Source organism: Acinetobacter variabilis, from assembly GCF_000369625.1.
GTDB lineage: Bacteria > Pseudomonadota > Gammaproteobacteria > Pseudomonadales > Moraxellaceae > Acinetobacter > Acinetobacter variabilis.
The window spans coordinates 1518850-1539259 of record NZ_KB850113.1; the positions used below are offsets into that span (position 1 = coordinate 1518850).

Here is a 20410-nt window from a genome sequence, read left to right on the forward strand (position 1 = left end):
GCTTAAAAAACATGAGCTATAGAGATAAAAATAAGTTATTGAATTGGCATTAGAGATTTTACATCTGAAATAATATTAGCAATATTCAGTGCATAGACGCTGCCATGGTCCCATGAACCATCCGTAATATATTGTACCGAGGTTTGTTTCTGATTCGCTAAGCTCACTAAAACATCAGTTGCAGCCTTTGGAACAGTACTATCCGCCTCTCCCTGATAAATAATCACAGGTGTAGACACTTTAACCTGTAAAGGCTGAGAGTCTTTATCCAGGAAATTCTTCACTACCGGAATACTCATAAAATTAGCTTGAGTACGCGGGTATCCTTCCAAATTTCCATTGGTTTGGGCATAAGCTCCCATTGCTGTACCGAATTTGTTGCCTAATACATCATAACAGTCTGTTTCAGCATTCTTGGCAATCTCATCTGTTGGTGTTTTAAAGACCTGACTATATTGCAGATTTGGATTCGGATTACGCAATCCCGCGGCGATCAGCGCGGTAAAAGTATCTAAAGATGCTAGAGTTTGAATCTTTTTATTCAGATCTGGTTCTTGTCCAGCTTGAGCCTCACCACCTGCCAAAATCAAACTAAAATTAGAAGCAGGAGCTAAAGCTACTGTACCTTTATAAGTCATTTGAGAAGCACGTGCTGCATATTGGGCAGCGCCTAAAGCCGCTTGACCACCTTGAGAATGACCGACAGCCATCCATTGATTAGAGGCATCCGAACCTAAATAGTCTTTTGCTGCGACTACAGCATCGGTAATTGAATAAGCTTCACTCTTAAGATTAAGGAAAGGATGAAGTTCTTTTCCACCCGGCTCTCCTAAACCTTCATAATCAGGTGCAACGACCACATATCCCGCTTGAAGGAATCCGGCAATCATATTTTTGATATAAGGATTTATTTCATTGCGACTTGGTGCACACTGATCGGCCACACCCGTCGTACCATGTGCCCAGGCCACTATCGGCCAACCTTTTGCAGGAGGTGTTCCTTTTGGAGTGAAAACCAGTGCAGTTGCCTGGGTTTCGTTATTATTGATACCTAACATCTTATAAGTCATAACCACGCTTTCATCAGCAACAGCAGTCAGATCTGTTTTGGTATAGGCTACAGGTGTGGTTACGACTGGATTGTCGATATTATTTACGGGAATAGCAGGTTTGGATTCATAATAACGATTATCATCGCTATCATTACAGGCAGTTAAAGCTATGCTTAGCGCGAGTAGAGAACCAGTCAATACATGACGTTTCATCGATCTTATCCTTGTCTTAATTATTATCTCTCATGATTTTAAAGTTTTATCTTTATCCGTTGATAAAACTAGAGAATAATTTCCCAAGTTATTTCATTAATTACAAGAGATTATTTTGTTATTTTTCTAATAAATAGCAATTTAATTTATGACCATTCCGACATGATAAATTTAAGTTATGGAAATATTTACAGAAACTTTGAAAACTTTTATTTATAAGTGTAGATTACAAATGTTCTATATCAGTCAAAAAGTCTGCAATTAAAGTTAAAATCCGGCATTTCAACTGTCAGGATTGAAATAATAATGTTAGATTTTGATATCCACTTTTTTCAGGCATATTTCTGTCATGCAGGCTATCATTCTCGACACTGAAACCCATACACTAAACGGTCAGCCGATTGAAATTGCGTATGCGCCTGTGGACATTCTGGACCATAAAATCAGCCTGGATAAAAGCCGACTGTTTGATCAGCTCTATAGCTGTGATGAACCGATTTCTTTTGCAGCCATGGCCGTGCATCATATTCTGGAATCAGATCTGGAAGGACAACCACATTACAGCAGCTTTAAACTTCCACAGGAAACCACTTATATCATTGGTCACAATATTGATTATGATATTCGTGCCTTAGAAAAATGCGGTGTAAATTCATCTAATATTAAAGCGATTTGTACGCTCGCTTTGGCTCGTCGCGTATGGCCAGATGCTGAGGCCCACAATATCTCTGCCCTGATTTATATGATCACTCGTGGCAGCGACCGTGCCCGTGAAATGATCCGTAAAGCGCATCGTGCTGATATGGATATTATTCTGACTGCGAATATCCTGATGCATATTGTGCATTACCTGAAAATCAGCAGTATTGAAGAACTATATGAAGCTTCTGAAGATGCGCGTATTCCACGTACCATCAATTTTGGTAAGCATCGTGGCACTGCGATTGCTGAACTGCCTGCTGACTATGTGCAATGGCTGCTTCGTCAGGAGGATCTCGATCCTTATTTGCGTAAGGCTTTAGAAAATACTGCAATTACAACTCTTTAATTTTAAGCAAATTTAACAGCATCTTCATATTAGTGTAATTTTCTAATATTAGCATCTACCTGAATTCTGTATATAAGGCATTCAGGTATGATGCGCTATTCAAAAACTGCAAAGGGTCTACATGTTCTTCAACATCGTAATGTCGAGCTTAATGCACGTCAAAGACGTCTTTTGGTTTTAATTGGCACTGAAGATTTTGATTTACTCACACCTCAGTTTAAAGCGCGTATTGCACCACATGATTTGCTGCAACAATTGTGTGATATAGGACTGATTGAAGTACAAGAGTTAGAGACTTCAAATGCAGCAGTCGGTACAGAGTCAGCACAAACTTCAGCGCCTGCTAATAACTCAGTAAAAGCCTCATTTCCACACTTTCCTAAATCAAATATTCAGACTTCAATCACCAGTCCTGCCCCATCTGCCAATCTTGAAGCGCTGATTACCACGACATTAGTTGCCACGACCCACGTGCCTGACGTACCTGCTGACATTACCTATATAGCACTCAACCAAGAACAGGTACGCAGCTTGATGCTAGACAGTTTAAAAAAATACTGTGGCTTATTGGCCAATCAACACATTCAAAATATTGCTCAGGCACCAGATATCAATGCCTTAAAAGTCTGTCAGGTGCAATGGTTGACACTTCTCCAGGAAAGCCGCATGCCTTCACAAGAGTTAAACCAACTGTTCAAGCAAATTAGCCATGCTTTATCCATGTTGCGTGCTCAGGCTTAAAACTCTTCATAGATTCAGTCTTTTTAAGTCTATCTTAAGTTTAAAGATGAATAAATCCGGCGAAAAAATTTTTCTATTTAATTGAAAAATATAATTTTAATTTGTTCAAAAGTAGTTGTATTCATTTACTTTCAACTATAGATGCATAGCTATATTAAGGATTTAAAGCCATATAGAATGTATTACTTTTTATTCTTCCCACGCTTATGCAACACTATCTTGAATTCGATACCTTTGATAATCCCATGCAACTGAGCAAGGTGGGAAACTGGGTCATTACTTTTGTCAGTGTTGCCGATGAACTAGAACATATTCAGTTGGCGATCACGTATGTCTTGCCTCGCCAGATCAGTGATGCGCTGCAACCACGTCGCATACTGATTGAGAAAACTGCCTATGAACATCAATGGCTGATTCAGACGATTGAATGCTTTGACAGCAAGACCAATCAGGAAGTACAAATTGCAGCTGCAGATGCATTGGGACAACAAACGCTTCATCAAATTCTGGACGAGTTTGACCGTTATGATGTAAATGTCACATTAAAAGTTTTCTGAAATAATGCTTTTCTTAGAGCGTATTTTCGAAGAAATTAATTTAGATCATCTATATAGATAGTTTGATATTATTTAATATAAAAAAATGATAAAACTGAGCAATGATAGGAATTTATCCAATCTCTTTGAATTAAATTTATCAGTTTTTATTCTGCATCAAACAATTTGATAAAGAAGTGAACTAAGATATCAAAATCAAGCTCATCATTGGATGAGCTATATCTTTCTTTAAACGTCATAAAGCAGCTTAATGAATCCCGGATCCTTATTTAGCATCCAGAACACGATAGATGCAGTCGGTCTGCTCACTGGCAAATAACAGTTCAATTGTTGGTCTGATAATTTCATCATCCACTACAATATATTCGACTTGCTGTTCCAAATGCTGGGACGGATCACTATGATGAGCACCGGCACGTAGTAATGCTTTTACATTCAGGGTTTTGCCATACTGGTTTTTGACTTGCACTTCAATTAAACCTTCTATCATCGTCATACCTCCCTTTATTGGCATTATTAAATTTGCTTGTCTGAATTCTTATAACATAGTTATTTGAAAGGCTTTCAAACGAATATGTAAGATTTTTTAGCGAGCACCTTTTATCGACTATATATAGTCGCTAATGAAGAATGTTCTATACAAATAAAAGAGTCGAAATTATTAATAACTCTCGCTTAAAATTTTGCATTAAAAAGCCCGCATCGCTGCGGGCTCTGTGTTGGATGGCTAGTGCTAGATTTATTGCCTGAGCCTAAGTTCGAGCTCAACTAACTGTCATTGATCCGTCCAACTTATTGGTAGCGTCGTTTCGTTTTATGACCTACCATGAGTTCAATATAGCAGGATTTTTTTTACCTACAATACACTTTTACACTTCTAAAAGAAGACTTATACAATATTTAAATTGTGCTTTTTCAAAAGCAGATTAGAATATTTTGGCTGGATCAATAGAGCACTACAAACAACTCTATTCTTTTCAATCTCTATATCCTATCTATTTAAATTTTAATAAAAATATTCTTTATTTATGTGAAAAATGAATAATTTTAGCTAGATACAATTTTAAATCTTAAGTAAAAGAGTTCGCTATTAAGGCCATTGATTAGCCACTAAAAGTAATAGCGAAAACCAAATTGATAAGTAACCCCATTCAAGTCCAGATCATCACTCTTGCCAGAGACACATGCGCCATTCATACAAATCTTGGCATCACGGTTAAACATCCATTGATAACCAAAAGATCCAAATAAATCTGCTTCAGGAGCAATTTTATAACCGACTTCCAAGGCAACAGGAATTGTAAAATAATCCAATTCCAGATCGACTCGACCAAGATCTGCATCCGTTTCACTTTCATCTACCCAGCTCATTCCCAGACCTATAGAAATTGCTGAATAAAACTGATCATTTTCCAGAAATTTATTTTTTACCCCAATTGTAACTTGATTGTAATCAATATCTGAGCTTTGAAATTTGTATTCGGCCCATAAGCTGGTCGTCGGATGGGATTGATATTCACCATTAATAAACAGCCCATCGAATGATTCAGTACCCAAAAAGCTGTCTGACCCTATTTTTGAACCGGCGTAACCAAAAGCTAAAGAGTACTGACTTATTAGGTTTTCTTGAGCATAATAAGGTGTAGTCGTAATAACGGCTTTATCTTTTGGAGCAGGATTACCATATTGAATAGCTAAAGGTGTATTCGCTTCAGCAACTGAAGAAGCCCCAATCATTAACCCAATGAATAATAATTTTTTCATATCTATATCTCATTTTTATTGTGAGCATAAGATACTAATTTTTTTGATAAAAAAACTACTCAGCACATCTATTTATAGAAACAACAATTTATGAGATTAAACAAACTATAAATACAACAATGTAATTCACCCATTTTTATAGAATAAGAGGTCTAAGAGCATCTTCTACAGACATTACTACTTATATTCCCAAGAGGTAATTCCCGATGGCTAAACCAGATGAAGAACTGAATGAAGAGTTTCCAGAAGAAGAGTTAGACCCACAAGAGAAACAAGATCGAGAGATTCAACGCGGTCAGTTAGGCGTAGATCAAGACCCTCAGGTGAAAAGAGATCAAATACGTCAAAAACATCAGGATGAAGAGGAAGAGAATCCATAATTTATTTTATAAATCTGGAATTGTTTTTTTAGTCTAATGAGGTAAGTGAACTAATAAAATGATGGTGCGCTCAGCGGGCACTTCCCGAAATTTGCGGTTTCCTTATTATTCCCTAGTTTTCCTTATTTTTTCTTTAATTTTATAGGTTTAAGTGTGGCTCATTAATTCAATAGTTTAATGTTTCCTTATTATTCCCTATTATTCATTCTATATTGATTACGCCAAATTTACGCCACAACATTTTAAAGGAAAAATTATGGCCACCTTTCGACAAAGGGGTGATGCTTGGCGAGTTGAGATTAGTGTGAATGGTACTCGGGAAAGTGCGACATTCGATACTAAGACTCAGGCTCGCGCATGGGCATCAAAACGTGAAACTGAATTAAGAGAGTTATCACGCGGAAAGCTTCCTGATTATACATTAAATTGTGCAATTGATAGATACATAGAAGAAGTGTGTCCAAAGCACAAAGGCTGTGATGCTGAGATTAAGAGATTTCGGGCATTCCAAAGAAACTTTCCAAAGATTGCAAAAAAGCATATTGCTAAAATTACGACTGATGATTTTGTGGTGTGGCGTGATACCAGGCTAAAAACAGTCAAGCCAGCATCGGTACGACGTGAGGGCAACATACTGTCAGCTTTGTTTACAGTAGCGCGCACGGAATGGAAGTGGGTTTATGATTCACCCATGAGTGATTTAAAGATGCCACCACCACCAGCACATCGAGATAGACGCATATCAGCGGATGAAATTTACAGGCTTTGTCTGGCTGCTGAATTCGATGATCAGGCACCTGAGAATTTCACACAGCAAATTATGATTGCTTTCCTGTTGGCGATTGAAACTGCAATGCGTGCTGGTGAGATCCGCGGCCTGACTTGGGACCGGGTTTATTTAAAGAATAGATATGTGACTTTGAATGAAACCAAGAATGGAACAAAACGACATGTGCCTCTGTCCAAGCGTGCTGTTGAATTGCTTGAACTTATGAAAGGTGTTGGCAGTCATCAGGTTTTTACAGTGAAAGATTCGAGCTTTGATACACTTTGGAGAAAGTTGCGAGATAAGTGTGAAATTGAGGATTTACATTTTCACGACTCAAGACATGAGGCATGCACAAGGCTCGCCCAGAAATTGGAAGTATTGGATTTGGCGCGGATGATTGGTCATAAGGATTTAAGAAGCCTGATGATTTATTACAATGCGACCGCGTCAGAGATTGCAAATAGGTTGGATTAAGGCCCATCAAAGAGCCTTCACACATATCCCCACATTCACATTCGTCGTAATTGAATGGGCTGTGCAGCCTGATAGGAGGAAGCACAGCATTAAAACTTTAATTACGCTTTTCATAATCAATCAGCACTTTGGCCACAGCCTTAGCAGCCAGCCAGTAACGCGCATTAAATCGGGCAAGTTCGTCTTCATTGGAAATAAAGCCAAGTTCTACAATCAGACCACCAGCATTCACGTACGCTAAACGGCCGCGTGCTGATTTAGACTGATCAATCCAACCGTTGTCACCACGTAACCGACTGCCAAGAGCATCTGCTACAGCTTTAGATAAGTCTTGAGCCAGTTTCTTGTCTTTTAGCAGGGCAATCGTTTCTACACCATTCGCCTGTTTTGAGGTTGCAGCATTCATGTGGAATTCTACCGCAACACTTGAGCCTTGAATTAATTTGACTGCAGCAGACAATGGATCGTTCCTGGTGCCAGTGCCATCGGTTTTGACTTGTAGCCCTGCTTCACGCAAATAATGAGTCACTGCATTACGGAAGTTAGTCACCAAATCCGCTTCTTTAATTTTGCCGTTTACTGCACCGGGATCAGAATTACTATGCCCTGCAGTAATGGTGGCAAAGCCAAGATGTTGATGCAGTTTTGGCTGTGCAATTTTACGGCCTATCCAGCTTAAAGCTGGCAAGACTGTACCAATGATAAAAGGTGCATATTGTTCAGGGATAAAATTAAAGTCTAATGCCCACTGAATAACTAAAACTGCAAGCATTAAAAAAGCCCCCAGTAGTGGGAGCTTTACAGATAAATACTGCAGTGCATTTTCTTGTATAAATTTCATTTTGTCTCACTCATATAGTTACGTTCGTAAAGTTTGTTGCGGATTTCTTCTAAGGTGCGAAGGGTCTGATCAGATTGTTTTTCAAGGACCTGAATTTTTTGACTATTCGCCATTGCTTGTGCATTCACTGTGTCGGTTTTGGCAGTTTGATTGTTCCAGGCGGCAGCAAAGACACCTATGATTGCAATCCCACCCCAGCGGACCAGATTGGTCACACTATCTATTTTGGTTTTACTTTCGTGGAGTACCCGGATCTGCATATCGACTTCTTTGTGCTTGACTTCAGCATCCACACGGATTTGCTTCATCTCATCTCGGAGACTTGATTTTGTTCTATCCAGATCATCTTCAAGGTTCTTCTGGATCTTTTGCACATTGTGATCAAGGTTTTGTTGCTTTTCCTGAAGCTGATCAAACTGCATACTCATCCGGTCGATTTTTTGCGGCACATCTTCTAGTTTTCGCATTTCCTGACGCATCTCTTGGCGTAGTTGGCTAATACTTTCTGATATCGCAAGCAATTGTCCGGATGTGGCTGCAGGTGGGTCAGACAGATAGTCATTCGACATTGTGCCCCCTAAATTTTGGTAATAAAAAAGCACCATAAGGTGCTCTTGTTTGGTTAAGTTTAGACTTCTATTTCTGAATGCTGTCCAGTAGGTGCTGGCCTTAGGATCATCTGGTTTGAGATGAATACTCTGGCACCTAAATTATATGTGGTTCCAGAAGTGCAAAGCACTGGACCAGATCCACCATCGATCTGCACCCGATACTCTGGATGCTTCACTGAAGTAATGGTGCCGATATATTCAGCATGTGTAGGATTTAAGAGCTTTCTCAATTCGAATAAAGGATTACTCACGGCTGATACGCTCCACAGTAATAGTTTCATTGACCTTTTCATGCGAGAAGCTGCCACTTACCCCATCAATTACGCCCCACCACTGACCATTAAAGGCAATCGTTTTACCAGGTAGCATCTCGCCAATTTCCTGACTCACTGGAATGTCAGCAAAGGTATGTAACTCCTGAATATTGGCTTTGATTAACTCAGCTTTCCCATAACTAGCCCCTGACACTAGGTTAAATAACGGACCTGTAACTGATTCAAGCGGAACATCACCCGAAGTACCGCGCTGCTGTACTTTCAGGCTCTCACCACTTCGACTATTCACTACAGTGATGGCATTAAAGTCTGCAATGTATTCATCGTTCTGCTTAATGTTCTGCTGCATCACCAGACTTTCAGATAACAAAATATCGTAATCATCCACCGTCATCGTATCCCAATAACCTTTCTGGTACCGGGGTAAAATGGTCAGTGTATTGCCCGCTTTCTGGCTATAGATAAAACCACCAGCCGCATCAACCACCTGTTTGATAGCATCAATAGGTGCCAGTTCTGCATAACTCAGGCTTTCAACCGGTACGATCCAGCCCAATTCATCAATCAGCTTCCAGTCCAAGGTTGTACCACCATTAGCTCGATCCAGCTCTGCCTGAACCAGTTGAACAGAAGTTCTCTCATTGTCCTGGATGAATGAGCGTGAAGCTGCGTATTTATCCGAGTTTAAGGCTGTGATACTTCTCCCTGGGTAAGTGTACAGAACACTGGCAAAGCGTCGGGTTTCTTCTGGATCTTCCAGCAAAATATGATGCTCAAATCCATTGATCATGACTTTGAGAATCACTGGATGCCCATCAATTGGCTGAAGCTTATCTTTTTCAGTATGTGCCACGGTAATTGAGTAGGTCCAGCACCACTGAGACTGGCTGGTACTGTAACTACCATCAATCACCTTGATTTTCTCGCCGGTATCTAATCGCTCGGCTGTTAATGTATTCACGATATACCACCAGTTTCTTTTCGGCAGTGCTGGAATACAGTCATCTGCACCAAAATTTAATACAACATTGTGTGAATCAACGTCATGACATAAGCAGATAAAGTTTAGATCTGTGCTGCCTTCATATTTGGGTAATTCGGGCTTTGGCCAATGCTGAACTAGGTGCTTACGGTAATGAATCGCCTTGGCTTTATCCCAAGGCAAATCTGACCTGGTGACAATCTCGAGGCTTTTATCCCATTCAAATGAAAAACGGTACTCAAAGACTTGCGCCACTTCATGTGAATAAGTAAAAGTCTTGCGACGTCGGATCATTTCTTGCCAGACCGTTTCCCTGTTATGACGCAGCTTGATGGTTTCTTCATGCAAGTAATGCTGATGAATAAAGCGTTTATTGCCTTCTTCCCAGATTACATACGCATCAGAACTCAAACCAGTGGCTTGCTCATGAAAGGATCTAATCGCCCGGGTTAATGACCCTGCCTGCTCATGCTGAATATTTACCTGATTCGAAACTACCAAGCCTTGATCATAAAAAAGAGCCTCATTTGAGACTCTTAATATTGGCTTGGCCCACGGTATTTCTGTGGTGCTCAAGGCTGCGATAGCCTTCTGATATCGCATATCAAAACCATAAGACACCCCGACAAGATGATTAATATCGAATAGTGCTTTAACTTCAAATGAGAAGCCTGTATCCAAAACCGTATCAATCGTGCACAGGTTTTCCCTAAATACCGCTTCGACTTCAAAACTAAAACTGGTATCTAAAACTGTATCAATCTGCCCGATGACATCAATATTGTCTTTAAAGACTGCGACAACTTCAAAGCTAAATTCAGTGTAGAGCACCGTGTCTATGACCGCAGTATTTTCACCACTATCTGCATAGACTGCTGTGACTTCAAATAAAAATCCGGTATCAAGTGCTGTATCAATTGCAGCTGTAACATCATCGCCAAAATTAAGATTGGTCGAGCCATCGGCCATGTGCTCAAAATTGAGAATAATGTTATGGCTATCAGTATTATCCGACTTAAAGTTTAAGTTTAGTTTGTGCGCATCAACGGTGCCGAGCTTATTTTTAAAATCCACATGAGCACCTTTTTAATTTAAGGTCTGAGTTTTATTGAGGTGACTGACAATGTACCGCCGAGCGCGAGATTGGTGTTAGCAAGGCTAATATCCGTGCCCACTGTTAGATCGGCAGCGACATCACCAGCACCATTATAAATACGCGCCCATGTTGCAGTGCCTGACTTAATCACGGTTGCTGTGTCTGTTGGGTGTAATTCAACATAAGTTGGCGTGACTTCTTTAATGCACGGCTCAGGAAACACCAAAGTGACCAGAGCATTATTTGAATCTGCTGCAATAGCTGTATTTGCAGGCTGCACGCCCTCATAAAAAGTAACGGTAGCACTTTGGCTACCGTTATCCATAAATTCTGCAAAGGCTTGAATCATGGCAAGCCGAGCATTGACTGATGTTTTACTCATTTTGGCACCACGTTATCTTGAATGACTGCATTGAATTGAGAGGCTGGGTCATGAGCGACCAAAAAGTATTTACTTTTTTCGAGGTTGGTAAATTCGTAATTCCCGTTCGCATCACTCAATACTTCATTTAATTTTGTACCAGTAAGCTTTTCATATAAGCGAATACGGCACGGTATAGGTGCAGAACTTTTAAGTACTGTTCCCGAAATTTTATATAACTGAGGGGATTGCTTATTTAGGTTTCTTTTTTTGGTGTTAAAATATGGGACAACAATATTCACTATAACCCCCCTATTTTAATAACAATCTGTACGGATTCTGGAGACGATGGGTGAGCAATACTTTTAGCCATAAATATCTCACTACCAAAGATAAATGATTGCTTGTTGGAAAATGGCTCCGATTGATATAACCATTTAAGTGCCGGCAAAACCCCTCTGATATTACTATTGTATATATAGGCAGGCATTAATGCATATCCAATACTTGTTGGACTACCTATAATTGCTTCTCCAGATGTATTGTTAATTTTACCAATACCCAGAGAGACAATAGCGGCTAATCCTGATGAATTTTGAGTATAATCTCTTTGCAATAATAAAGTTTTTTTGTTTAGAGTCGGTACAGGGCAATTTCGCAGACGGTAAAAATTTTCACTCGCAGGTGCGTAGTCTAAGCTGCTTATTAGAAAATTATTTGTCGAGTCTCCTTCAAGAAATGATTCAAAGCTCCCAAACCCATAGACTGCTGAGAAATCTTCTTTTTCATTAGATGAATTAATAATATAGAACCAGTCACCATTACCAACTACCATCCATTTCATCTCATTGGAAGATGCACCATACCGATCCCCGTCTGAGGACCCAAAACCATAACTCGTCGCATAGTACCATCGAGCCCAGCCATTAATTGCCTCAATACCTGAACCTGTGCCTATCCAATTTTTATCAGGCATAGTGGAATCAAAGGGCGCCTGAACACCAAGCATCGTATCAATATCCGTCATATCTTCAACAATACCGACTTTTGCGTACTTCGCATAAGTTGCTGTATATGCTGGATCAAGTTCATCTACAACACGTAGAAATGGGTGACTTGGCAAAAGTAAATTGGTAGATCGATAAGCTGCCTTTCCACCACCATTTGGGTTGGTACTTGAGAATGGTTTTTCCCACGCAAGTGGGGGTAATGAGGCTGTGATTGTGCCTGTGGCGGTAGATAAACTTGGTACGGCTGCAAGTTCAAACGTGACACTTTGTGCGTTTGGTACGGTTAATACTCTATGTTCACCATTGAACTCTGACTGATTTGCCCCAGTGATTTTAATCACCTGGTATTGCATCAAATTATGCGCAGAGCTAAATAATGCAGTAACTGTTGTACCTGATGCTATAAGTGATGAAACAGCACCAACATTAATGCCATTCACTAAGCAAGCATCCAACACATTAATCATACTGCCATAGGCATTTTGCAATTGTGGCGCATTGTTGTTTGTATGCACGTAGAACTTAATATCTGTACTTGCGACCATTTTGTTTACTCATAAAAAAGACCGCATTACGCGGCCATATTTGATTTAGGTTTTAGATAACGCGGTCAATGTCACCGCGCAGCATGATCTGGAATTGATCCGACAATACTGCTGGCTCTGACTGTTTTACTGTACGAATTACCCAGACCGGAAAGTTTGCAGCGACTGTATTGAATCGCAGGACATTACCATTTGCCCAGCCAGCACCCCATCCTTCTTTTTTAATCGTGAAATATGGAACACCGGTCACCGGGTTAATCGGTGCATAGTCAGCATTGGTGGTTCCTGTACCAATCTGGCCAGAATATTCACCTACACAACGGAATGATTGATCGCCTGTGAATATCAGCGCCCAACGCTCCTGAATCGCCCCGTTGTTTGTGACTTGAAGTGGGTACAGTGAGTCGTTGTAATTAGCTAAAATTCCTGAGCTTGGTTCATCTGCCCAGGCATTACTCCACGAGCCTTGCACAAACTTACGTGTGTAACGTGCCTGCATATCACCAATGACTAAAGCAGATCCAACAATGGTGTCGACTGCATCATAGTTATGGGTTAAAGGCTTAGTGAATGTCAGCTGACCATTGATCTGCACATCACGGATCAAGCCCATGTCTTGATAGCGATATTTAACTGTTAGTGGCGCAACCAGATTACCCATCACAAAGTCACCACCAAGCGTCACACGACCATAATCATAATCAACCGTGTATAAATCGAAAGCTACTTTCGTTCCGTTGGCATCTTCAAGTTCAGCCCATGAAATACGCTGATCCTTCAGATCATATGTGGTCCCTGCAATGGCATCAGTTAGCTCTTGAGCTTTGCTTGAGCTGACAATCCCAATGCCACCAACACGGAAAATCGGCACCCGGCCATCAATTGGTAAACGTGTTGCAGATAACCCTAGAATTTCTGAATCAAGCGGAATATAGGTATAAGCCACAGCGTTATAACGCACTGATGAAGCATCGACCCAGACCGGAGCATTGATCCATACCGTATTGCCGGTGTCTGTATATTCAAGCAGCGGGTCATACCAAGGCTCGTTCAATATCCAGAGATTGTCTGTCTTTTTGGTCTTTTTGTAGAAGTAAATCGAGACAAAGCCATTTTCCCAATTCACTTGACCGTGCGCATGGTCAGTTTCAATCACGCCATTTTCATCAGCAGTCAATGTTAGTTGCCCATGGTCGAGCGTCCCCACAATCACGGTTAATGATTGCGGTCGAATCGGCATGATCGGCGTTCTAAAGCTGATTTTATTGACTGGTGGTAAGTCGGTAGTTGTGGTTAATGATTGCAGACTGAGCGTGTTGTCTGCACCAGGCGTCCATGATGTAATCTCAACAACACCATTACCATACTGAATAGAGCCGGATTGAATCCCGCTATTATTCGACGGATCAACATTGCGATAAAGCAGTCCAGATCGATCCAAGAAAGTATCATTGCCAATTTTAAAACGTGCCGAACCCGTCAAAATCTGCTCGTCAAAACCAGTGGTTAGGTCAAAACTTAAATTGTTCGCAGTGATTGTTTTGCTGTCGCTACCACTGCTTGCAGTATCTCGATAGCTAACACTAACATTGGCCGCATCAAATGCTTTTAATGTTCGAGTGACTGCACTGTAGCCTGATACTTGCGGTGCGTAAAAACTCATAGCTAACTTCCTACATATATATTAAATGGTGTGTAGTTCGCTCTATATTCTGTTAGCTGCAGGACTGGCGTGACTTCACATGCACCTGTTGCGTATGTGATCAAACCCATCTGAACACCAAATTGATCAACTAATTTCCCTGTAGTACTGTTGTTTATTGGCTCATCATGCAGCGTAACATCACCCTCTGTTGGTACACCCACCTCACGGCTGACTGGAATACTTAAAGACACACTGCTTGGCTCAATCGCTGCGCCTGTACCAATAACAAAGCTGAGCTTTTGGTTTGTGTCTGGTGCTCCACTATTGACAGTTTGTGTCTTTGGAGCGCCATAAGTATATGTGATCGTAAATACAGTGCCTTGTTGTGGTAGCTTGAGTGGAATAATTCGACCTTTACCATTATTGCGTCTTAAGTAGCCTGTTGCGTCACCTGTGAATTTTCCAGCACTATTCAATGTTGCTGTTTTTATTTCACCCTCAAGCAACCAGGTCACAGTGGCTGTTGCAATCCCGTTATGAAAAAGCGTGAAGTCCACCCCAGCAGGATCAACCGCCAAGCCGCTTCGTACAAAAGTGACAATTGGCGTACCCCAATTCAACAGGATCGGTGTATCAACATCAGGTAAAGCGCCAGTCGTTAATAACCATGAGCCAGTTTCATAATTAATCATGCCCGAACCAAAAGAAGGGCTTGCAGCCTTAAGCTGGCCTGATCCATCATCTTGCAAGGTGTAAAACTTGCCCTGACTCATGTATGAAATCGACAAAGCCCCTGGTGCAGGAATCGGAATTAAAACTCCCGTCCAGTTTGTACCTTGGTTATTCTGAGTCACTGGAATGGCATGGCTTTGGTAATACTGATTCGGTGCAGCGGCAGGTTTGAATGTGATATTTAAACTCACAGTTCCGGCTGGAGCTGATGATGTCCATTGAATCAATCCGCGCTGGTAATCAATCGTGCCAACCTGAGTGCCTTGAGTGTTTTTAAGCAATCCGCCTTGGTCGGTAATCTGCTGACCCTGCAAGGTGAAAGACATACTCGACGGAATCACTGCTGATCCGATATACAGGTTCTGACTGACACCAATTACCATATTCGGGTAATTGGCTGTAATGGTACCTTCGTTACCTGCAACCAACACCACACTTTCACCTGCAGCATTCACATCAATAATCGGGGTTTCAGTCTGAGCAGATGGAATAAGTTGAGCAAAGATACTTTTGGCATTTACGGTGAATTCACCCACATTTGCACCGGATGCCAGCGCTGTAGATGAGTAATACAGGCCAGTATCAGCAACAATCGTATCCCGGATGATGGTTTTAGATTTCTCACCGTTGTACCACTGACGAGCAGACAGTCCTACAAAATCGACTTCAAGCGCATCATTAAGTGAATAAGTAGCAATCTTATATTCAACACTTTTACCATCAATCACCATGACTGCGGTTCGAGTTTCAACTTTGGTAATGCGTACATACTGCTCACGCTCTAAAGCCTCACCTTCATCACTGATCAGGACAATCGTATCGCCCACTGATGATTCGGTTTCTTGTGGAAACATGGCAACCTGCAGTGATGACATGCCTTTCCAGTGTGTATCCAGTGGTGTGCCAGCAATCTGACCACCTTTAGCCAGGTAATTCTCTACCCGGTTCTGGGCAGATTGGCGTTCATCGGTCCAGTTTTTGGTGCTGAAAAGCAATGCTGACACGTTTGGATCTTCTGGTAACTCAGATACAAAGACTGTTGCACCCATCAATAAATCAGTGTCTTCAGTAGTCACAGCTGGAAAAATTTTACGCATGGAGACATCGCCCATGGTTCGATCCATTTCCGATACATCATTGAACAGGTTATTGCTGATCCCGTCCTGCACCACGACACCAGAATATTTACCACCACCATCAGAGTTATCGGTCAAGCGTTCAGACTTGTAGATCACTAAATCCTTGGTTTCAATCGCCATCGTCTAACTCCGTAAAGCGCAAAGTCACATTAAAATAATCATCCAGTGATACCGCTGGAATTCCTTTCACCGGTGCAGCCTCTAAAGCTCCATCCTGGTGATTAAATTTGACAGTGAATTGCCGGTTGTCATGCGGCTGTTCAAACTGCAGTCTGAAATTTTCATTCTGCAGCTTGGACCACTCCAAAACAGTCCGTAATTCACGCAGCTTGATCCAACCCATTTCCTGATCTGCCGGTTGTAAAGTGATTGGCCGACCTGATTTCTTTTTACCTTCCTGAATGATCAGGGAGCCATCCATGGCATAGGCTTGATTCTGCTCAATGGCCTTCCATGAAAATTCATCAGGCCATAAAAAACCGTCCTCTAATGGGACGGTCTCTGATGTTGCTAAGCGAATAAGTTTCATGTTGATTTCGCTATACCTTTTAATTGATTTACCAGATTGGTCATTACATCCTTTTGGCTTGCATCACCTGTAAGGGATAGGGTTTGACCTCCGAATTGGATGTTGTAATTCACACTTTCCTTAATGCTTTGTGTAGCAGCATTTGATGACACAGAAGGAATTGACGGCGCATAGTCACTCAAACTACTGGAACCAGTTGAAGCGACATTGATACTGCGGAGCAATTCATTGATCTTGTTGGTTCCGTGTTGGGTGGTTATTCCATTGGCTGCAGCTCGATCAAATTCAGCATTGATCAATGCTTTCATTGCCACGCTGCTTTCCTTTCCAAGACCTTCAGCTTTAGCATCACGATCAGCGGCCATAGCCTTGGACCAGATGGTAGAAGCCAATTTTTCAGCCTCTTTATCGTCATAGCCTTTGCTTTTCAGCTGTGAAATCACATCAGACTTGGTGTAAGAATCGTATTCGTAGATTCCTTTACTCAATGCTTCGCCCTGTCGCTTCATTTCTTTATTGAAATCACTCTTAGCCTTGTTGACAGCATCGGCCCAAGCTTCGGTAGAAGATTTGGCTTCTTCACGTGCAATCTGACCTGCGTGACGGTATCCATCACCAATGCCACGTGCGGAATCCTTAACGCGGTCATTGGATTTGGTCCAATCATCCATGGTTTTGACAACAGCCTTTCCAGTATCATCAATCTGCACTTCTAGATTACGCCCGGCATTCATTGCATTTACCGCTGCAATTCTTCCTGCGTCACCGGATGCAGCCGCAGACTGAGCAGCTTTTTCATAGGCCTTTTGAATGCCTTCAGCTGTGGCCTTGCCACTATCCCGAATCGTGATGTAATCCATTAAGGCCTGTTGAGCGGAAAGCTTTAACTGCTCTTTGGTCTGAATACCAAGGCGCTTAAACGCTTCAGTAACCGGGTCAATATCATCAGGTAACTCTTGAGCTTGCAGCTTGATCGCAATTAAACCTTGCTCAACCTGAGATGTTGAAATCTGACCTTGGGTGCCAAACTCCTGAAGTTTAGCTTTAGCTAAATCAATCTCAGCCTGGCTTTTAGCCTTGCTAAGCCAATCCTCCCATGCCTGATAAAGAACATCACCAGCCTGTTTGCCTGTATAGCCAGCTTCACTCAGCTTGGTCTTAAGTCCATCCAGCTCATTCCCTGAACTAGAGAAGGATTTAGAGACTTTGTTTAACGAGGCATCAAGGTCTACACCAAACAATTTGGCAGCAGCAGATGCTCTTGAATACGCTGTTTCTGCCACTTGGCCAGATCCAGTATTCGCTTTGTTGAGCTCAGCAATTCTTAAATCACGGTTATTGGCCAACTCTGCTTCTTTGGCATTAATTGCATTAATAGAGGCTTGTGCAGATGCTAAAGCGTTTAAATCGCCTGACTTTTTGGCCTGTTCAATCTGTTGTTCCAGAAGTGCTCGTTCAGCTGCAGCTTGCTTCTGATAAGCCAGATATTCTTCATCGGCTTTCTTAACATTCTCTTTGGCCAGCTTAAGAGCTTCTTCCTTTTTAGCGGCACTTTCAGCAGCCTGTTCTGCACTTTGGCCAGCCTGAACACTAACCTTTCCTGCCTCATCGATGGTGACGATATAGCCTTTGGTCAATAGATCGGCCTGCATTACGCCATCCATGACACCACCATTGGCCTTGATAGCAGCCTCGGCATAAGCCTGAACAGCATTTAACTTTTCAGACTCTGTGGCTTTTTTCCCATTAACTTCTGATTGCTGATCAGAAAGTAATTGCTCCAACTCCTGCTTGGATAGAGCTAATCTTTCCGCAGTTTTTTGTCCTTGAGTTTGAGCTGCCTCATTTAAGCGCTGAACCCCTTTGGATTGAAAATTTTGAGCCTCACGATCAGCCTCAGCGTAATACTCTTTGGCTTTATCCTTCATCAAGTCTGCATTTGCTGCGAATTGCTTACTAACATCACCCCAAGTGAGTGCGGCCATAACACTATTCGCAGCAGAGGCTAGCGTGAAAAAATTACCCGTTGCTACTTTAAGGATAATACCGATTGCTGTAAGACCATCACCTATAAAGCCAAATGTAATTCCTAAGCCCTGGAGAATTCGCTCTAAGAAACTGACTTGCTCGCCTGCAGATGAAACACCTCCTGTGAACGAGGAAAAAACAGATAATGTGCTGGTTATTGATGTATTGAGAATATCAAGAATATCCACACCGAATTCATATACCTGGGATACTAAATCTTTAACAGCATCATAAGCAGCAGATATGGCATTTTTAAAGGCTTCGATAGTGCTGGCGTCAATCCCACCTTGTAAATCACCAATCAGTGAGGCCAACCCCAAACCCACATCATCTAAAAATACTTTTATAATCCCCAGATTATCAGCTACCACAACTAAAGCATCAGCAACGGTGGCACTTGAGCCATTCGCCTGATCCATTTCACCAATAACGATTTGCCATGATGTTGCAATTCGCTGTAAAGCATTACTGATTGTTGTGGGAAATTGATTATAAGTTTCCTGAATCTGTGTAGCCTGGCTCTGAACAGCCTTAATAACTCTTTCAGATGTAAGCTCCCCATTTTCAGCCATCTTACGAAGTTCGCCAGTGGTTGAATTCAGCCCTTTTGCTAACGCCTCAGCCAACCCGTAGCCATTCTCCATAATGGAGTTGAATTCTTCACCACGCAGCACACCACCCTGCATAGCCTGAATAAACTGCTGAATAGCTGCTTCACTTGCTTGCGCACTACCTCCACCAATCTGAATGGCTTGGGTAACTGTTTTAGTCAGTTCTAACGCTTGTTGCTGCGTCATCCCTATTTCTTTACCGACTGTATTGAGTCGAGTAAATAAATCACCTGTTGCCTGTAAGCTAGAATTTGTGGCAAGTGCTACCTGGTGAACACCTGCCATTGCTTGTTGGAAATTACCACCTTCCTTAGTGGCGATTTGAATGCGTACCGATAGGTTGGTATATGAGTCGGCAGCCTCAGCCAGCTCACGAATACCCAAACCAATACCTATACCACCCATAATCCCAATAAGGGCAGTGTATCCAGTTTTTAGAGCCCCAATACCTTTTTGCGCCGCCTGAGCTGCTGTGTCTGTTTCTCTTAAGCTGTTGTTGGCTTTGCCTACTTCTGCCTGAAATCCACTAAAAGCCTGATCTGTTTGCTGTACTTCTTTTTCAAGTTGATCAACCTGAACCTGCGCTTTTTCAATATCTGCAGGTGAAGCTTTAGTTTTTGAAAATGCTTCAAGATTCTGCTTGGCTTGGGCTAGATCACCTTTAAGCTGGCTTAATGCCTTCTCAGCTCTATTACCAAAATCCGTAAAATTCCCTGCTGCAGATTTTGCGTTATCACCAGCATCTTTAATAATGCCTGTAGCAGCATTTAGTGACTGGGAAAGCTTGTCTGCTAATTCACTGGTGCCTTTAGGGATAATATTCCCCATTTCTTTCGAAGCATCAGTGGTTGCTTGTTTTAACCGTTCTGACTCTTGTTTTATTGCATTAAATACTGATTTAGCTGCATCTTCCGATTGCTTAATATTGCCAACAAAGCCTTTAGTGTCGGCATCCATGATTAATTTGAATGTTAAATTTTTACCAGACATGCTGACCTCTAAATTTT

The 20410-nt window shown here is 41.6% G+C and carries 19 protein-coding genes; 5 read left to right on the top strand and 14 right to left on the bottom strand.

Features of this window, described 5'->3' with window-relative positions:
- Positions 1 to 35: 35 nt before the first annotated feature.
- On the bottom strand, positions 36 to 1265 hold the full coding sequence (locus F897_RS12870; protein WP_005236525.1) for an alpha/beta hydrolase family protein: 1230 nt from the start codon (positions 1263 to 1265) through the stop codon (positions 36 to 38).
- 349 nt (positions 1266 to 1614) lie between these two features.
- Here F897_RS12870 and F897_RS12875 point away from each other — a divergent pair, with 349 nt between their 5' ends.
- The 3 genes from F897_RS12875 (at position 1615) to F897_RS12885 (ending at position 3611) form a co-directional block, all read left to right on the top strand.
- On the top strand, positions 1615 to 2313 hold the full coding sequence (locus F897_RS12875) for a DUF3820 family protein (RefSeq protein ID WP_005236528.1): 699 nt from the start codon (positions 1615 to 1617) through the stop codon (positions 2311 to 2313).
- A gap of 90 nt (positions 2314 to 2403) precedes the next feature.
- Complete coding sequence (locus F897_RS12880; protein WP_228128849.1) at positions 2404 to 3054, top strand: hypothetical protein; 651 nt, start codon at positions 2404 to 2406, stop codon at positions 3052 to 3054.
- Between the two features lie 206 nt (positions 3055 to 3260).
- The gene (locus F897_RS12885) at positions 3261 to 3611 is read left to right on the top strand and encodes a hypothetical protein (protein ID WP_005236533.1); all 351 of its coding nucleotides are present in this window, start codon (positions 3261 to 3263) and stop codon (positions 3609 to 3611) included.
- Between the two features lie 265 nt (positions 3612 to 3876).
- Here F897_RS12885 and F897_RS12890 read toward each other — a convergent pair whose 3' ends face one another.
- Both F897_RS12890 and F897_RS12895 read right to left on the bottom strand, forming a co-directional pair.
- Positions 3877 to 4101, bottom strand: coding sequence for a hypothetical protein (locus F897_RS12890; protein WP_005236535.1), 225 nt, complete (start codon positions 4099 to 4101; stop codon positions 3877 to 3879).
- 620 nt (positions 4102 to 4721) lie between these two features.
- Positions 4722 to 5375: a hypothetical protein gene (locus F897_RS12895; protein ID WP_005236538.1), complete on the bottom strand. Its 654-nt coding sequence runs from the start codon at positions 5373 to 5375 to the stop codon at positions 4722 to 4724.
- Positions 5376 to 5581: 206 nt separating this feature from the next.
- On the opposite strand from F897_RS12895, the gene F897_RS17765 reads away from it, so the two are divergent.
- Positions 5582 to 5755 carry a hypothetical protein gene (locus F897_RS17765; protein WP_004784318.1) on the top strand — a complete coding sequence of 58 codons (174 nt, stop codon included), beginning with the start codon at positions 5582 to 5584 and terminating at the stop codon, positions 5753 to 5755.
- A 256-nt stretch (positions 5756 to 6011) separates the two neighbouring features.
- Complete coding sequence (locus tag F897_RS12900; protein ID WP_005236540.1) at positions 6012 to 6998, top strand: site-specific integrase; 987 nt, start codon at positions 6012 to 6014, stop codon at positions 6996 to 6998.
- Between the two features lie 97 nt (positions 6999 to 7095).
- Here the strand turns inward: F897_RS12900 and F897_RS12905 are convergent, their stop codons facing one another.
- From F897_RS12905 to F897_RS12950, 11 genes are read right to left on the bottom strand one after another with little or no spacing between them, the layout of a single operon-like run.
- Positions 7096 to 7839, bottom strand: a complete 744-nt coding sequence (locus F897_RS12905; RefSeq protein WP_005236542.1) for an N-acetylmuramoyl-L-alanine amidase — start codon at positions 7837 to 7839, stop codon at positions 7096 to 7098.
- Entirely contained in the window at positions 7836 to 8408 is a 573-nt protein-coding gene (locus F897_RS12910) for a hypothetical protein (RefSeq protein WP_034581053.1), read from the bottom strand. Before F897_RS12910 ends, F897_RS12905 begins: the two co-directional genes overlap by 4 nt.
- A gap of 59 nt (positions 8409 to 8467) precedes the next feature.
- Entirely contained in the window at positions 8468 to 8701 is a 234-nt protein-coding gene (locus F897_RS17170) for a hypothetical protein (RefSeq protein WP_005236545.1), read from the bottom strand.
- The gene (locus F897_RS12915) at positions 8694 to 10781 is read right to left on the bottom strand and encodes a hypothetical protein (protein WP_005236547.1); all 2088 of its coding nucleotides are present in this window, start codon (positions 10779 to 10781) and stop codon (positions 8694 to 8696) included. The genes F897_RS17170 and F897_RS12915 overlap by 8 nt, the downstream gene beginning before the upstream one ends.
- Before the next feature lie 17 nt (positions 10782 to 10798).
- Positions 10799 to 11185, bottom strand: coding sequence for a hypothetical protein (locus F897_RS12920; protein ID WP_005236548.1), 387 nt, complete (start codon positions 11183 to 11185; stop codon positions 10799 to 10801).
- A complete protein-coding gene (locus F897_RS12925; RefSeq protein WP_005236550.1) occupies positions 11182 to 11466 on the bottom strand; it encodes a carboxypeptidase-like regulatory domain-containing protein in 285 nt (94 codons plus the stop codon). Before F897_RS12925 ends, F897_RS12920 begins: the two co-directional genes overlap by 4 nt.
- Complete coding sequence (locus tag F897_RS12930; RefSeq protein ID WP_005236552.1) at positions 11466 to 12719, bottom strand: hypothetical protein; 1254 nt, start codon at positions 12717 to 12719, stop codon at positions 11466 to 11468. The genes F897_RS12925 and F897_RS12930 overlap by 1 nt, the downstream gene beginning before the upstream one ends.
- A 52-nt stretch (positions 12720 to 12771) precedes the next feature.
- Entirely contained in the window at positions 12772 to 14382 is a 1611-nt protein-coding gene (locus tag F897_RS12935; RefSeq protein ID WP_005236554.1) for a hypothetical protein, read from the bottom strand.
- 2 nt (positions 14383 to 14384) lie between these two features.
- A complete protein-coding gene (locus F897_RS12940; RefSeq protein ID WP_005236556.1) occupies positions 14385 to 16355 on the bottom strand; it encodes a hypothetical protein in 1971 nt (656 codons plus the stop codon).
- Positions 16345 to 16764 (bottom strand): hypothetical protein, encoded by a 420-nt coding sequence (locus F897_RS12945; protein WP_005236558.1) that lies wholly within the window; start codon positions 16762 to 16764, stop codon positions 16345 to 16347. The genes F897_RS12940 and F897_RS12945 overlap by 11 nt, the downstream gene beginning before the upstream one ends.
- The gene (locus F897_RS12950; protein ID WP_005236561.1) at positions 16761 to 20393 is read right to left on the bottom strand and encodes a tape measure protein; all 3633 of its coding nucleotides are present in this window, start codon (positions 20391 to 20393) and stop codon (positions 16761 to 16763) included. The genes F897_RS12945 and F897_RS12950 overlap by 4 nt, the downstream gene beginning before the upstream one ends.
- Between the last annotated feature and the right edge of the window lie 17 nt (positions 20394 to 20410).